Here is a 15,668-nt window from a genome sequence, read left to right on the forward strand (position 1 = left end):
ACTCTGGGGCCCATGCAGAGCGCGTCGGACCGGCACGAGTACCCCGCCCACTGGGAAGCCGACGTGGTGCTGCGCGACGGCGGCACCGCGCGCATCAGGCCCATCACCGTCGATGACGCCGATCGCCTGGTCAGCTTCTACGAGCAGGTCTCGGACGAGTCGAAGTACTACCGCTTCTTCGCGCCCTACCCACGCCTGTCCGCCAAGGACGTCCACCGCTTCACGCACCACGACTTTGTGGACCGGGTGGGACTCGCCGCCACGGTCGGAGGCGAGTTCATCGCCACCGTACGCTACGACCGGATCGGCGCCGACGGTATGCCCGCGTCCGCTCCCGCCGACGAGGCCGAGGTCGCTTTCCTCGTCCAGGACGCGCACCAGGGGCGCGGTGTGGCCTCCGCCCTCCTCGAACACATCGGGGCCGTCGCGCGGGAGCGGGGCATCCGCCGGTTCGCCGCCGAGGTGTTGCCCGCCAACACCAAGATGATCAAGGTGTTCAGGGACGCCGGGTACACCCAGAAGCGCAGCTTCGAGGACGGCGTCGTACGCCTGGAGTTCGACCTGGAGCCCACGGACCGCTCGCTCGCCGTGCAGTACGCGCGCGAGCAGCGCGCCGAAGGGCGGTCCGTGCAGCGGCTGCTGACGCCCGGCTCCGTCGCCGTCATCGGCGCCGGCCGCACACCCGGCGGCGTCGGCCGCAGCGTTCTCGGCAACATCCGGTCCGCCGGGTTCACAGGTCGGCTGTATGCCGTGAACAAGGCGTTCCCCGAGGAGCAGAAGGAGCTCGACGGGGTTCCCGCGTACCGCTCGGTGCGGGACATCGACGGTCCCGTCGACCTCGCGGTCGTCGCCGTGCCGGCCGAGCACGTCCCCGAAGTCGTCGCCGAGTGCGGGGCGCACGGCGTACAGGGACTCGTCGTGGTCTCCGCCGGGTACGCCGAGAGCGGGCCCGAGGGACGCGAGCGTCAGCGTGAACTCGTGCGGCACGCGCGCGCGTACGGGATGCGGATCATCGGGCCGAACGCCTTCGGGATCATCAACACCTCCGAGAAGGTGCGGCTCAACGCCTCCCTCGCGCCCGAGGCGCCGAGGCCCGGGCGCATCGGGCTGTTCGCGCAGTCCGGCGCCATCGGGATCGCCCTGCTGTCCCGGCTGCACCGGCGCGGCGGCGGGGTCACCGGCGTGACCGGCGTGTCCACCTTCATCTCGTCCGGCAACCGGGCGGACGTGTCCGGCAACGACGTCCTCCAGTACTGGTACGACGACCCGGACACCGACGTCGCCCTCATGTACCTGGAGTCCATCGGCAACCCGCGCAAGTTCACGCGGCTCGCACGGCGAACGGCGGCCGCCAAGCCGCTGGTCGTGGTGCAGGGCGCGGGGTCCGCTCCGCAGGGACATGCCGTACGGGCGACACGGCTGCCGCACGCCACGGTGTCGGCGCTGCTGCGGCAGGCCGGCGTGATCCGGGTGGACACGATCACGGAGCTGGTGGACACGGGGCTGCTGCTCGCGCGGCAGCCGCTGCCGGGCGGGCCGCGGGTGGCGATCCTCGGGAACTCCGAGTCGCTGGGGCTGCTGACCTACGAGGCGTGTCTCTCCGAGGAACTCAGGCCGCTGGCCCCCTTGGACCTGACCACGGCGGCGGCGCCCGCGGACTTCCATGCCGCCCTGTCCCGGGCGTTGGCGGACGACAAGTGCGACGCGGTGATCGTGACCGCGATACCGGCGGTGGGGGAGGGTTCGGCCGGGGACGCGGCGTTGGCGGAGGCGCTGAGGTCCGCGGCGGAGCGGGTGCCCGGCAAGCCGGTGCTGGTGGTGCACGTCGAGCTGGGCGGGCTGGCGAAGGCGCTGTCGGCCGCGACCAGCACCGCACCCCAGGCCGCCGCGCCGGCCGTCGGGGCCGACCACCCCTTCCGGGCACTGGACCGACTGGCCGCCGCCCCGGCACCCAAGGAGACACCGGAGAACTGCTCCCGCCTCATCCCCGCCTACCCCGCCGCCGAACGCGCCGTAAGGGCCCTCTCCGACGCAGTCGAGTACGCGGCGTGGCGACGGGAGGCCGCCGAGCCCGGCAAGGTGCCCGAGCACGAGGACATCGACGAGAAGGGTGCCGCCGGACTGATCGACGGGCTGCTCGCGCGGGGGCGGGGATTCACGCTCGGTACCGAGGAGACCTGCGAACTGCTGCGGAAGTACGGCATCCAGGTCCACCGCGCCCTGCCCGCCCCCACCCCCGACGAGGCCGCCGAAGCCGCCCGCACCCTCGGCTACCCGGTCGCCCTCAAGGCCACCGCCCCGCACCTCAGGCACCGGGCGGACCTGGGCGGCGTACGACTGGATCTCGCGGACGAGGAGCAGCTGCGGCGGGCGTACGCCGAGCTGACCGAGCTGTTCGGGACGCCGGAGGAGCTGCGGCCGGTGGTGCAGCGGATGGCACCGCGCGGGGTGGACACGGTGATCCGGGCCGTGATCGACCCCGCGGCCGGCGCCGTGCTGTCGTTCGGGCTCGCCGGGGCCGCCTCGCAGCTGCTCGGCGACACGGCGCACCGACTGATTCCGGTCACCGACCGGGAGGCGACCTCGCTCGTCCGCGCGATCCGGACGGCACCGCTCCTCTTCGGTTGGCGCGGCTCCACCCCCGTCGACACCCCCGCGCTGGAGGAGCTGCTCCTGCGGGTGTCGCGGCTGGTCGACGACCATCCGGAGGTCGTCGCGGTCACCCTGGAACCAGTAGTGGTCGCCCAGCGTGGGCTGAGCGTGCTCGGCGCCTCCGTCCGCCTGGCGCCTCCGCCCGCCCGCGACGACCTCGGCCCGCGGACGCTCCCGACGTACTGAGACCTACGGAGACAGGCGTGAGCGTGCCTCGCAGTCAGTGGGCCACCGTAGGATGGACGTCATGGCCAAGACCAGTTTGACGACCCAGGGGCTGCGTGCGGCGATCGAGCGCAGCGGCTACTACCCGGCCCTCGTGGCCGAGGCGGTGGAGGCCGCCGTCGGCGGCGAGCCCATTCGGTCGTTCCTGGTCCACCAGGAGACGACGTTCGACCAGAACGAGGTGCGGCGGCATGTGACCGTGCTGGTCCTCACCGGCAACCGCTTCATCGTCAGCCACACCGACGAGCAGAACGCGGACACCACCTCCCCGACGCCGTACGCCACGACGTCCACGGAGTCCGTGAAGATCGGCCGGATCTCGTCGGTCGTGGTCAGTCGCGTGGTCGCCAACCCGGAGTCGTACCAGCCGGGCACGCTGCCCCGCGAGGTCGTGCTGACCATCGGCTGGGGCGCCGTCTCCCGCATCGACCTGGAGCCCGCCGCCTGCGGCGACCCCAACTGCGAGGCGGACCACGGCTACACCGGCAACTCGACGGCGGACGACCTGAGCCTGCGCGTCAGCGAGGCCGGGGACGGCCCGGACACCGTGCGCCAGGCGCTCGCCTTCGCGCAGGCCATCTCCGAGGCGACCGCGGACGTCACCCGCTGATGGCGCAGCCCGCCTCCGCCTGGGACCACCACCCGCAGCCCCTCGCCCTCGACACCGCCCCCGTCCCCGAGTACGGCACCGGCTCCCTCGCCGACCTGCTGCCCACGCTGGCCGCCGGCATGGCCGTACCGGGCATGACCGCGACGATTCCCGAGCTCACCCCCGCCGACCGGAACTGCGTGTTCCTGATCGACGGTCTCGGCTGGGAGCAGCTGAAGGCGCACCCGGACGAGGCGCCCTTCATGAGCTCCCTGCTGAGCAGCTCGCGCGGCGGCACCGGCCGCCCCCTGACCACCGGCTACCCGGCGACCACCGCGACCTCCCTCGCCTCGGTCGGCACCGGACAGCCGCCGGGCGCCCACGGCCTGCCCGGCTACACCGTGCGCAACCCGGACACCGGCGAGCTGATGAACCAGCTGCGCTGGCAGCCGTGGACCAAGCCGCACGTCTGGCAGCCGTACCCCACCGTCTTCAAGCTGGCCCACGACGCCGGGGTGCACGCGGCCCAGGTGTCGTCCCCCACCTTCCAGAACACCCCGCTGACCAAGGTCGCGCTCAGCGGAGGAACGTTCCACGGGCGGCTGTCCGGCGAGGAGCGTATGGACCTCGCGGCCGAGCAACTGGCCGCCGGCGACCGCTCCCTGGTCTACACGTACTACGCCGAGGTCGACGGCGCCGGCCACCGCTTCGGCGTCGACTCCGACACCTGGCGCGGCCAGCTCATGTACGTCGACCGACTGGTCCAGCGCCTGGCCGAGCAACTCCCGCCGCACACCGCGCTGTACGTGACCGCCGACCACGGCATGATCGACGTGCCCTTCGACGAGGAGCACCGCATCGACTTCGACGAGGACTGGGAACTGCGCGCCGGCGTCGCCCTGTTGGGCGGCGAGGGCCGCGCCCGCCACGTCTACGCCGTCCCCGGCGCCCAGAGCGACGTCCTGACCTGCTGGCGCGAGGTCCTCGGCGAGCAGTTCTGGGTGGCCTCGCGGGACGAGGCGATCGCGGCGGGCTGGTTCGGGTCGCCCGACCGGTTCGACGAGCGGGTGTACGACCGTATCGGCGACGTGGTCGCCGCCGCCCGCGACGACGTGCTCATCATCGCCTCCGAGCGGGAGCCGAAGGAGTCGGCGATGGTCGGCAACCACGGTTCGATGACCCCTGCCGAGCAGCTGGTCCCGCTGCTGGAAGTACGCTCCTGACGCCGACCCGGCCACGCTGTCCCCATCACCCCCGCCCACCTTGAAAGGTTGCTCTCCCGCGATGTCCGAACTGGTGTTTTTCTCCGGCACGATGGACTGCGGGAAGAGTACGTTGGCGCTCCAGATCGGACACAACCGCTCGGCTCGCGGGCTGCAGGGCGTGATCTTCACCCGGGACGACCGGGCGGGCGAGGGGAAGTTGTCCTCGCGACTGGGTCTGGTCACGGAGGCCGTCGAGGCCACCGAGGGCATGGACCTGTACGGATACCTGGTCGACCAGTTGTCCAAGGGCGGCAAGGTCGACTACGTGATCGTCGACGAGGCGCAGTTCCTCGCGCCGGACCAGATCGACCAGTTGGCGCGGGTCGTCGACGATCTGGGGCTCGATGTCTTCGCCTTCGGTATCACCACCGACTTCCGCACCAAGCTCTTCCCCGGTTCGCAGCGGCTGATCGAGCTGGCCGACCGGATCGAGGCTCTCCAGGTCGAGGCCCTGTGCTGGTGCGGCGCCCGGGCGACGCACAACGCCCGCACGGTGGGCGGGGAGATGGTGGTCGAGGGCGCCCAGGTGGTCGTCGGTGACGTCAACCGCCCGGTGGAGGAGGTCGGTTACGAGGTCCTGTGCCGCCGCCACCACCTCCGCCGGATGACCAGCGCTTCGGCTCACGCGGGCGCGCTGTCCCCCGACGTCCTGCCGGTCACCTCAGCCTGACGGGCCTAGGGGGTCCAGATGTGCTTTTCGAGCGGGCCGAACACGGCACGCCTATGCGCGTCCTCTCGCTCCCAGGCCAGCCAGCGCTCGTAGGCGCCCGCACCCTGGAGGCGGATACCCCAGTAGTACATGGGGTCGAGGAAGAGCACACCGCCGTACTGGAACCGGATCTCGGCCGCCCGAACCGTGCCGGCCGCGCGGTCGGACTCGTCGTTGAGGGCGTACCGGACCTGGGTGACGGCGTTGAGCTGGCCGTCGTCGCCGAGGAAGTGCGATCCGTAGTCGCCGACGGCGAACTCGTCCTCGTCGAGGTCCCATTCGGGAGAAGGGGTGGGCTCGGACACCTCCCGGAAGCCGAGCTGCCCGTGGTTGCCGAGGCAGTCCACGCGGAAGTACCCCTCGTCGAGGACGAGGTAGATGGTGCATGCCATGGGGGCGAAGCGCTGCACGGGTTCGTCGCGGTCGATGTAGCCGGGGACACGGACGCCCCATGCCCTCGCTCCGCGCAGGGGTGCGAAGACGTGCTCGTACTGCCCGTGGCCGGTCATGCCGATGATCGTGCACGGTCCTGGATCGCCGCTCCAGCTGTTTTCCGGGGCGTGAGTCAGTGGGTCCACCACTCGCGGCGCGTCCGGTACCAGCCGACCGAGTAGCGCAGGTCGTGTCCGGGCCGGTCGGGGGCTTGGCGAGGTCGCCCCCGTAGGTGAGGGCGTCGAGGACGGTGCCCCGGTGAACGTCGGAGGCACCCTCTGCGAGGAGTGAGCGGACGAAGTGGCAGCCGATGAATCCGGCTCCGCCGGTGACGAGCAGACGCAAACGGGGGTGTTCTCCAGGAGCCAGGAGCCAGGAGCCAGGAGCCAGGAGCCAGGAGCCAGGAGCCAGGGGCAGCAGTCAGGAAGTGATCTGGACGTGGCTGTGGTCGCCCAGCACCAACCGGTGGGCGCGGGGCGCCCGTTGGGCGCCCGTGACCCGCACCCCGCGGCCGATGAGCGAGCCCTCGATACGCCCCGCGTGCTCGATGCGCGAGCCGCTGAGGACGATCGAGAACTCCAGCTCGCTGCCGATGATCACGCAGGAGCTGTCGACGGAGGTGGACGGACCGATGTAGGAGTCGGCGACGACGCTCCCGCTGCCGATCACCACCGGCCCGACGATGCGGGACCGCTCCACCCGGGCGCCGGCCTCGACGCGGACGCGGCCGATCAGCTCGCTGTCCGCGTCCACGTCACCGAGCCGGGCGGGCTCCATGCCCTCCAGGACCGACCGGTTGACCTCCAGCATGTCGGTGACGTTCCCGGTGTCCTTCCAGTAGCCGTCGATCACGGTGGGCGTGACGGCGTGGCCGTGGTCGAGGAGCCACTGGATCGCGTCGGTGATCTCCAGCTCGCCGCGCCCGGACGGACGGATCGCGCGCACGGCCTCGTGCACGGCGGGTGAGAACAGGTAGACGCCGACGAGCGCCAGGTCGCTGCGCGGCTCGGCGGGTTTCTCCTCCAGGCGCACCACTCGCCCGGAGCCGTCGAGTTCGGCCACCCCGAACGCGGACGGGTCGCCGACCTTGGTCAGCATGATGCCCGCGTCGGGACGCTCGGCCCGGAACGCGTCGACCAGTTCCGTGATGCCGCCGACGACGAAGTTGTCGCCCAGGTACATCACGAAGTCGTCGTTCCCGAGCCACTCCCGGGCGATGAGCACGGCGTGGGCCAGGCCCGCCGGACGTTCCTGCGGCAGATAGGTGACCCGGGCGCCGAAACGGGAGCCGTCGCCGACCGTCGCCTCGATCTCGGCGGCGGTGTCGCCGGTGACGATGCCGAGCTCGGTGATGCCGGCGGCGACCAGGGCCTCGATGCCGTAGAAGAGGACGGGCTTGTTGGCGACGGGCACCAGTTGCTTGGCGGAGGTGTGCGTGATCGGGCGCAGCCGGCTGCCGGTGCCGCCGGCGAGGACGAGGGCCTTCACGGTCGGGTCACTCCAGTCGCGGTGGGGGAGAGGGGAGAGGACGGGTCACCCGGAGAGGCCGCGCCATGCCGCCACAGCCGCGCATAGGCCCCGTCCGCCGCCAACAGCTCGTCTTGCGAGCCCTGTTCGACGATCCGGCCGTGGTCGAGCACGACGATCCGGTCGGCGCGCGCCGCCGTCGTCATGCGATGGGCGACGACGACCGTCGTACGGCGGCCTGCTGCGCGTTCGCCGGCGAGTGCGACGGCCTGCTCGGTGGCCGGGTCGAGGGACGCCGTGGCCTCGTCGAGCAACAGCACGGCGGGGTCGACGAGTTCGGCGCGGGCGAGTGCGATCAGCTGGCGCTGGCCCGCGGACAGGGACCGGCCGCCCTCGCCGACGGGCTGCCGGAACCCGTACGGCTGCTGGGCGACCGCGTCCAGCGCGCCCACGGCACGTGCCGCCGCCTCCACCTCGGCGTCGGTCGCCCCGGGCCTGCCGTAGCGGATGTTGTCGGCGATGTCGCCGCTGAACAGGTGGGCCTCCTGCGGGACATAGCCGATCAGACGGCGGTACGCGGACCCCGGCCAGCGGCGCAGGTCGGTGCCGTCGACGAGGACGCCGCCCGCGCCGGGGTCGTAGAAGCGGGCGAGGAGTTTGACGACGGTCGACTTGCCGGCGCCGGTGGTGCCGACCAGGGCGACGGTCTCGCCGGCGGCGATGCGCAGGTCGACGTCGATGAGTGAGGGCCGCTCGACGCCCGGGTAGGTGTGGCCGACGCCCTTCAACTCGACCTCACCGGTGAGCCGTTCGGGCAGCGGGGCCGGGTCGGCGGGAGCGGGGACCGAAGGTGTGGACCGCAGGAGTTCGATGAGGCGGCGCAGGCCGACGGAGGCCTGCTGGTAGCTGTCGAAGGTGAGCGACAGCTGCTGGATCGGCGAGAAGAACATGCCCAGGTAGAGCATGAACGCGACCAGCACACCGGGGGAGAGGTCGCCGGAGGCCACTCGGTGCGCGCCCACCAACAGGACCAGGGCACGGGAGAGTTCGGCGGTGAGGTTGATGCTCGGGAAGTAGACGGAGGCGTAGCGCTGGGCGCGCAGCCGGGCCGCCCGGTAGGCGCCGGAGAGCTTGTCGAAGTCGCGGGCGGCGCCCTGCTCGCGGCCCTGCGCCTGGGAGGTGCGCAGACCGCTGACGTTCTCCTGGAGCGAGGAGTTGACCTCGCCGATGCGCTTGCGGGCCTCGTCGTACGCCGCCGCCGACAGCCGCCAGAAGACGTAGGTGGCGCCGAGCACCAGGGGCAGCAGAGCGAGTGCGGCCAGGGCGAGCGGCGGATGGACGGCGATCATCGCGCACACGGCGCCCGTGATGGTGGCGAGCGAGGCGACGGAGGTGAGGAGCCCGTTCTGGAGGAACTGGGAGAGGGCGTCGACGTCGTTGACGACCCGGGTCATGACCTGGCCGCCGTGCTCGCGCTCGTAGAAGTCCAGTCCCAGGCGCTGCAGTTGGGCGAAGGTGCGCACGCGGAGCCCGTACAGGATCCGCTCTCCGGAGCGGCGCGTGATGCGGGACTGGCTGTTCAGGGCGGCCCAGCTGACGGCGACAGCGAGCGCGGCGAGCAGCGCGCACAGGGTGAGCATCCAGCCGTTGCTCTCGGCCACGCCGTCGTCGAGGCCGTGCCGGACCAGGAGGGGCAGGGCGGTGGCGGCGGCCGTGTCCACGGCGAGCAGGGCGAGGCCGAGCAGGAGGGGGCCACGGACCGGGCGCAGCAGTCGGCGGAGGGTGACCGGCTCGGTGGAGGTGCGCAACTCCTGTTCGTCTAGGGCGGGTTCGTCGTCCGAGGCCTCGTCCGGGCCGAAAGATGACTTCTGGGGCCAGAGTTCGGGAGTGACGCCGTCCTCCGCCACCAAGGCCGGGGGAGGAGCCGTACGTTCGTCCAGACTGCCGCTCGGCCCGGCGAGGAGTTCGCGGAACAGGGCGCAGCGTTCGGTGAGTTCGGCTTCCGTGCCCACATCCATCAGACGGCCGCCGTCGAGGACCGCGATGCGGTCGGCGAGGCTGAGCGTGGAGCGGCGGTGGGCGATCAGCACGGTGGTGCGGCCTTCGGCCGCGGTGCTCAGGGCGTCGTGGATGGCGGCCTCGGTCGCCGGGTCGACGGCGGACGTGGCGTCGTCGAGGACGAGGATGCGCGGGTCGGTGAGCAGGGCGCGAGCGAGGGCGACGCGCTGCCGTTGGCCGCCCGACAGGGACATGCCCCGCTCGCCCACTTCGGTGTCGTACCCCTCGGGCAGCGCGCTGATGAAGCCGTGCGCGTCGGCGGCCCGGGCGGCGGCCGCCACCTCGGCGTTGGTGGCCTCGGGGCGGCCGTGGGCGATGTTGTCGCGGATCGAGCAGGAGAAGAGGAAGGGATCCTCGAAGACGCTGCCGACGGCCGCGCGCAGGGAGGCGAGCCGCAGCATGCGTACGTCGGTGGTGTCGCCCGGTGCGCCGACGCGGACGCTGCCCGACTGGGCGTCGTAGAAGCGGCTGACCAGCAGGGACACCGTCGACTTGCCGGAGCCTGGCGGGCCGACGACGGCGAGGGTCTCGCCGGGGCGCACGGTGAGGGAGACTCCGGCGAGGACGGGGTCGCTGGGGGCGTAGCCGAAGGTGACGTCGCTCAGTTCGAGTTCCAGCGGGCCCTCGGGCAGGTCCTTGGCGTGCGGGTGGTCGGTGATGTCGGGCTTGGCGTCGATGAGTTCGTGGACGCGCTCGGAGGCGGCGCGGGCCTGCTGGGCGGTGACGGTGAAGTTGGCGAGCAGCCGGGCGGGGCCCGCCAGCAGCGTCAGATAGGCGGCGAAGGTGAGGAACGTACCGACGTCGATGCTGCCGCGCAGGGCGAGCCAGCCGCCGAGGGCGAGGACGCCGACCTGGCCGGCCGCGGGCAGCGCGGACATGGTGGCGGTGGCCCCGGCCTGGAGCCGTGAGACGACCACGCGGCGGGCGAACAGGCCGCGGGCGGCCCGGGCCATCCGGTCGGTCTCGGCGTCCTCCTGGCCGAAGCCCTTCACCACACGCACTCCGGTGACGGTCTCCTCGACGTGCTCGGCGATCGTGGCCGCCTGGGCCTGCGCGGCCCGGGTCGCGGGCGTCAGGCGGAGCCTGCTGCGGGCCGCGGTGAACGCGAGCGCCGGCACGACGGTCAGGGTGACCAGCGTGAGCGGCGGCGACAGCCACAGCATGGCCGCGACGGAGACGGCGAACTGGGCGCTGACCCCGATGGGAATGGGGAGCATGCCGAGCATGATCTGGATCTGCTGGAGGTCGCTGTTGGCGCGGGAGACGACCTGGCCGGTGCGCAACTCGTCCTGTTTCACGCCGTCGTAGCGCTGCACGGCCGCGAACACCGCGGTGCGCAGCCCGTGTTGCACGGCGAGAGCGAGCTTTCCGGCGAAGAAGCGGCGGGTGAACTCGGCGCCGAACTGCACCACTGCCAGCGCGCACAGGACGCCGACGAGGACGGCGACCCGGTGAGTGTGGCCGGCCACGGCGTCGTTCACGGCGATACCGGCGAGCAGGGGGCCGAACGCTTCGAGGCCGGTGCCGAGCGCCGAGCCGAGGACGAGGGCGGTCAGGAGTCCCGGGTGGTGGCGGCAGGCAGCGGCGAGCCGTCGCATTCCACCCGAGTGTGGGGGGGATCCGGTGGACATGTGATTAGCTTAGGCTAACCTAAGTAGTTGTGTTGACGATTGCGTCGACAAAATGCTGGTCAAGCCTCAACTCCCCCCACTCCTGCGCTGGTTGGCGCCGCTCCTGCGCAGGGAGAAATGAGGAAACAATGCGCGTCCTGTTTGCGGGGCCGCCCTTCTTCGGGCTGCTCTACCCCATGGTTCCGCTCGCGCACGCGCTGCGCGCCGCGGGCCACGACGTCCTCGTGGCCACCTGCGGCGCGGCGGTGGGGCACTCCGAACGCGCCGGCCTGATAGCCGTCGACTGCGCACCCGGTATCGACCCCGACGCGCTCTACACCCGCATGGAGAAGGCCAAGGGCGACCGCAAGCCGCCCGCGCCCGGCGAGCGCGGCGAGGCGCCCAAGGGCAAGGGATTCTCCTTCTTCAGCGACGAGATGGCCGACCGCATGGTCGAACTCGCCGACGAGTGGCGGCCCGACCTCGTCGTGCACACCCCGCTCGGCGTGGCCGGCCAACTGGTCGCCGCCCGCAGGGGAGTTCCCTCCGTTCTGCACGCGGTGGGATTCGGTCATACGTCGGCCCACGTCCGCATGATCAACAACACCCTGGCGCCCGCCTACGAACGGCACGGCCTCGACGGCCCGGCCCCCGTCGCCGCCTGGCTCGACATCGGCCCGCCCAGCATGAGCACCACCGACGAGCCCCGCCGCTGGTTCATGCGGTACGTCCCCTACAACGGCGGCGGCCGCCTGCCCGAGTGGCTCACCACGACCCGTGAGCGCCCCCGCGTCACCGTCACGCTCGGCACGGTGCGTCCCCTCGTGGACGGGGTGTCCCCGGTGAAGTGGGTGGTGGACGCGGCGCGGGAGATCGATGCCGAGTTCGTACTCGCGCTCGGCGGCGGTGATCTCTCCGACCTGGGTGAACTGCCCGACAACGTACGCCCGGTGGACTGGATGCCGCTCGGCTCGCTGCTCGCCCACAGCGACGCCGTCATCCACCACGGTGGCTCCGGTACGACGCTCACGGCCCTGGACTCCGGACTGCCGCAGATCGTCCTCGGCGAGGGCGCGGACCGCCCGGCCAACGCGGCCGCCGTACGCGCCCGCGGCTGCGGCCTCGTGCCCGACGGGTCCGGCGACCTCACTCAGGCGCTGGTCCAACGGCTGCTCACCGACGAGTCGTTGCGCGCTGCGGCCCGGGACACGGCCCGTGAGATGGCCTCGATGCCGAGTCCGACGGAGACCTTGCAGCGGTTGGTGGAACTGGCTCGTACGAAGGGGGAACTGAGGTGAGACCCGACCTCCGGCCGGTCCGCGTCACAGGTCCACGCATCGCCCGTCTGGTGGCCCAGCTGTCCGGGGTTGGGAGCGAGGGCCAACGCGCAGCCCTGACAGCCGAGTTCTGGACGGAGGTGGAGGGGAGGGGCACCCCCCTTGTGGAGCCATTGGACGACGAACCGGACCACAGAGCCGTCACGTTCCTCTGGCGGGGTCAGGACTTCACACGCCAAGTCCTGCTGCTGGGCAACCGCATCATCGACCGCGAGCGGCTCGCGGCGTCCCTGTTGGAGCAGGTCCCCGGCACCGACGTATGGCATCTGGGCCTGAGGATGCGCGCGGACCATCGGGGCTCGTACCGCCTGGCCGCGGAAGTCTCGGCGAAGGAACCACCGTCGGACCCGGACGAGCTGCAGCGACACCTGCGCTCACTGTCCGCGGACGCCGTCCTGGATCCGCTCAACCCGCGTTCCGTACCGACGCGTTGGGAGCGGTCGGACAGCTCGGTCTTCGCCCTGCCGCACGCGCCCGCGCAACCGTGGGCGGACCGGCAGGGTGCCGTGCCGGCGGGGCGGGTGGAGCGGCACCGGGTGACCGCGAAGACACTCGGCGGGGACCGCGACACGTGGGTGTATCTGCCGCCGGGGCACGAGGGGGAGCCGTTGCCCGTCCTCGTCCTGTGCGACGGGGACATGTGGCTGGGGAGGCTCGGCCTGGAACACACCCTCGATGCGCTGATCGCAGACGGCGCGCTGCCACCGCTCGTCGTGCTGTCACCGGACGCCGTGGACCGGAGCACCCGCTGGCGCGAACTGGGCGGGCGGGACGAGTTCGTGACGTTCCTCGCGGACGAGCTGCTGCCCTGGGCGGCGGGCCGCTGGCCCCTCACGACGGACCCCCGCCGCACCGCCGTCGCCGGCCAGAGCCTGGGTGCCGTCACCGCCCTGTACGCCGCCCACCTCCGCCCCGACCGCTTCGGCAACGCCCTGGCCCAGTCCACCTCCCTGTGGTGGCGCCCCGGCCTCCCACCAGGAGTGCTCAAGCAGGAGACCGGGACCGTCCCTTGGCTCCTCGACCGCTACGCCACGTCGAAACCCCGCCCCGTCACGATCCACCTCGACGTCGGCCTGCACGAGGGCGCCATGCTCGACCACACCCGCGCCCTGCACGCCACCCTGCGCGAGACGGGCTACCGGGCCACCTACGACGAGTACAACGGCGGCCATGACTATGTGTGCTGGCACGGAGCGTTGGCGGACGGCTTGGTTCGCCTGCTGGGACCTCGCTGATCCGGACCCATGCCCACCTGGCGTGGGCCGGGTCGACAGCCTGCCTCGGCGTCAGTGCCTCGCTCACCTCAAGTCGCAGGCTCAGCCCGGACTCTCGATCAGGGCGAAGCGCGCCCCCTCCGGGTCCGCCACCGTCGCGATCCGTCCGTGGGGGGTGTCCTGCGGTGGCCGCAGGACATGGCCGCCGAGGTCCATGACGTGGCTGACCGCGTCGTCCGTGTCGGCGACCTCGAAGTACGTCATCCAGTGCGGCCCCCGGTCGCGGGGAAGGGCGTTGCCCACGCCGTGGATGCCGGCGACGGGGCGGTCGCCGATGTGGAGGGTGACGTAGTCGAAGTCGGCGGAGACGACCGGCTCCTCCTCGTAGCCGAAGACCGTCTCGTAGAACTTGGCGACGCTCGCGGACTCGAAGGTCAGCAGCTCGTGCCAGGCCGGTGTCCCCGGAACCCCGGAAATCGACGTGCCGCGGTGCGCGGCCACCTGCCACACGCCGAAGACGGCACCGGAGGGGTCGGAGCCGATCATCAGCCGTCCCGCCTCGTCCGCGTCCAAGGGGCCCACCCCGACCGTGCCGCCGCACAGCCGTACCGTTTCGGTCGTCAGGTCCACGTCGTTCGAGGCGAGGTAGGGCGTCCACGCGATGGGGAGGTGACGGTCGGGGGGGAGTTGGCCGATGCCGGCCACCTCGTGGCCGTCGAGCAGGGCCCGCACATAAGGGCCGAGTTGCTGCGGGCCCGGCACGAACTCCCAGCCGAACAGCGATCCGTAGAAGTCCTGGGTCGCGGCCATCCCGTGCACCATCAGACTCACCCAGCAGGGCGTGCCGGGCGTGGGCCGAGCGTGCGTGTCGCCGTTCGGGGCGGCCGACCCCCTTGCCTCGGTCATCGTCACTCTCTCCTCGGCCCCTCAAAGATGGCCGTGTCGTGTCCGCTGTCCGGACCTCCGTGCCGATGCTCGCACCACCCGTGGTGCCGCGCGTCCCGGGCGCGCCGCCGCGGGCCACCCGTCCCCGGAGAATGCCCGTCGTACGACTGCTTGTCCGTTTCCGTGCGATTGCCGACGGATGTCGATCGGCTGTACAGCATGTGCCCGATCCAGTACGCCTCGTGATCGGGCCTGTCCGGCGGAGCAGAGTAGCCGGACATGGGCGATGCGGCCACCCCGTGCGCAAGGATGGTGGCCATGAACGCCATCATCTCCGCATCCGAACTCGTGAGCGACCTGGCGGGCCCGAACCCGCCGGTGCTCCTCGATGTCCGCTGGCAGCTGAGCGTGGCCAAGGCGGCCGGAGAGCCGCCCTTCGACGGCCGAGCCGAGTACGCGGCAGGCCACATCCCGGGCGCGGTGTACGTCGACCTGGACCGGAAGCTGGCCGGCCCGTCCGGCGACCGCGGCCGGCACCCGCTGCCCGACGTCGCCGGGTTCGGCGCTGCCATGCGCCGAGCGGGCGTGTCCGCGGCGACGCCGGTGATCGTGTACGACGGCGGACAGGGCTGGGCGGCCGCCCGCGGCTGGTGGCTGCTGCGCTGGACGGGTCACCCGGACGTGCGGGTCCTCGACGGCGGGTTGCCGTCCTGGCGGGGTCCGCTGGAGACGACCGTGCCCACCCCGGCCGAGGGCGACTTCGAGCCCGTGCCGGGCGCGGCGGGCCTCCTCGACGCGGACGGGGCGGCGGCTCTCTCGCGTTCCGGCGTACTGCTGGACGCCCGGGCGGGGGAGCGCTACCGCGGCGAGGTGGAGCCGATCGACCGGGTCGGCGGCCACATCCCGGGCGCGCTCTCCGCGCCCACGACGGACAACGTGGCGCCGGACGGCCGCTTCCTGCCCGCCGAGGAACTGGCCGCCCGCTTCAAGGCCCTGGGTGCCGCCGACGACGCGGAGGTCGGCGTCTACTGCGGCTCCGGCGTCTCCGGCGCCCACGAGGTGCTGGCACTGGCGGTCGCGGGGATCCCGGCGGCGCTGTACGTGGGGTCCTGGTCGGAGTGGTCCTCGGACCCGGAGCGGCCGGTCGCCGTGGGTCCGGATCCCCAGTAGGCGCACAGCGAGAGGGCCCGCCTCAACCAGCGCGGGCCCTCAAGCCACGTACGAA

At 72.2% G+C, this 15,668-nt stretch carries 11 protein-coding genes and 1 pseudogene; 7 read left to right on the plus strand and 5 right to left on the minus strand.

Annotated elements, in window-relative coordinates; translation table 11 throughout:
• The first annotated feature begins 12 nt into the window (after positions 1 to 12).
• The 4 genes from IG08_RS0122785 to IG08_RS0122800 all read left to right on the plus strand — a co-directional run bounded on the left by IG08_RS0122785 (position 13) and on the right by IG08_RS0122800 (position 5,401).
• Positions 13 to 2,838, plus strand: a complete 2,826-nt coding sequence (locus IG08_RS0122785) for a bifunctional acetate--CoA ligase family protein/GNAT family N-acetyltransferase (RefSeq protein WP_030605521.1) — start codon at positions 13 to 15, stop codon at positions 2,836 to 2,838.
• A gap of 52 nt (positions 2,839 to 2,890) precedes the next feature.
• Complete coding sequence (locus IG08_RS0122790) at positions 2,891 to 3,487, plus strand: DUF5998 family protein (RefSeq protein WP_030605523.1); 597 nt, start codon at positions 2,891 to 2,893, stop codon at positions 3,485 to 3,487.
• Complete coding sequence (locus IG08_RS0122795; protein ID WP_030605526.1) at positions 3,487 to 4,689, plus strand: alkaline phosphatase family protein; 1,203 nt, start codon at positions 3,487 to 3,489, stop codon at positions 4,687 to 4,689. Before IG08_RS0122790 ends, IG08_RS0122795 begins: the two co-directional genes overlap by 1 nt.
• A 61-nt stretch (positions 4,690 to 4,750) precedes the next feature.
• Complete coding sequence (locus tag IG08_RS0122800) at positions 4,751 to 5,401, plus strand: thymidine kinase (RefSeq protein ID WP_030605528.1); 651 nt, start codon at positions 4,751 to 4,753, stop codon at positions 5,399 to 5,401.
• Positions 5,402 to 5,406: 5 nt separating this feature from the next.
• Here IG08_RS0122800 and IG08_RS0122805 read toward each other — a convergent pair whose 3' ends face one another.
• The 4 genes and pseudogenes from IG08_RS0122805 to IG08_RS0122815 form a co-directional block, all read right to left on the minus strand.
• Entirely contained in the window at positions 5,407 to 5,949 is a 543-nt protein-coding gene (locus IG08_RS0122805) for a hypothetical protein (protein ID WP_030605530.1), read from the minus strand.
• Between the two features lie 151 nt (positions 5,950 to 6,100).
• Positions 6,101 to 6,217: pseudogene (locus IG08_RS61470) on the minus strand (NAD-dependent epimerase/dehydratase family protein); the annotation flags it as partial.
• Positions 6,218 to 6,292: 75 nt separating this feature from the next.
• Positions 6,293 to 7,360: a glucose-1-phosphate thymidylyltransferase gene (locus IG08_RS0122810; protein WP_030605532.1), complete on the minus strand. Its 1,068-nt coding sequence runs from the start codon at positions 7,358 to 7,360 to the stop codon at positions 6,293 to 6,295.
• Entirely contained in the window at positions 7,357 to 10,995 is a 3,639-nt protein-coding gene (locus IG08_RS0122815; protein ID WP_052424832.1) for an ABC transporter ATP-binding protein, read from the minus strand. The genes IG08_RS0122810 and IG08_RS0122815 overlap by 4 nt, the downstream gene beginning before the upstream one ends.
• A 161-nt stretch (positions 10,996 to 11,156) precedes the next feature.
• Here IG08_RS0122815 and IG08_RS0122820 point away from each other — a divergent pair, with 161 nt between their 5' ends.
• A complete protein-coding gene (locus tag IG08_RS0122820; protein WP_030605536.1) occupies positions 11,157 to 12,305 on the plus strand; it encodes a nucleotide disphospho-sugar-binding domain-containing protein in 1,149 nt (382 codons plus the stop codon).
• Positions 12,302 to 13,579, plus strand: coding sequence for an enterochelin esterase (gene fes, locus IG08_RS0122825; RefSeq protein WP_030605537.1), 1,278 nt, complete (start codon positions 12,302 to 12,304; stop codon positions 13,577 to 13,579). Before IG08_RS0122820 ends, fes begins: the two co-directional genes overlap by 4 nt.
• Positions 13,580 to 13,660: 81 nt before the next feature.
• Here fes and IG08_RS0122830 read toward each other — a convergent pair whose 3' ends face one another.
• On the minus strand, positions 13,661 to 14,464 hold the full coding sequence (locus tag IG08_RS0122830; RefSeq protein ID WP_030605539.1) for a VOC family protein: 804 nt from the start codon (positions 14,462 to 14,464) through the stop codon (positions 13,661 to 13,663).
• Positions 14,465 to 14,761: 297 nt separating this feature from the next.
• Here IG08_RS0122830 and IG08_RS0122840 point away from each other — a divergent pair, with 297 nt between their 5' ends.
• On the plus strand, positions 14,762 to 15,613 hold the full coding sequence (locus IG08_RS0122840; protein ID WP_030605541.1) for a sulfurtransferase: 852 nt from the start codon (positions 14,762 to 14,764) through the stop codon (positions 15,611 to 15,613).
• The last annotated feature ends 55 nt before the right edge of the window (positions 15,614 to 15,668 follow it).

The sequence above is a fragment of the Streptomyces fulvoviolaceus genome (assembly GCF_000718165.1).
GTDB classification, from domain to species: Bacteria; Actinomycetota; Actinomycetes; order Streptomycetales; family Streptomycetaceae; genus Streptomyces; species Streptomyces fulvoviolaceus.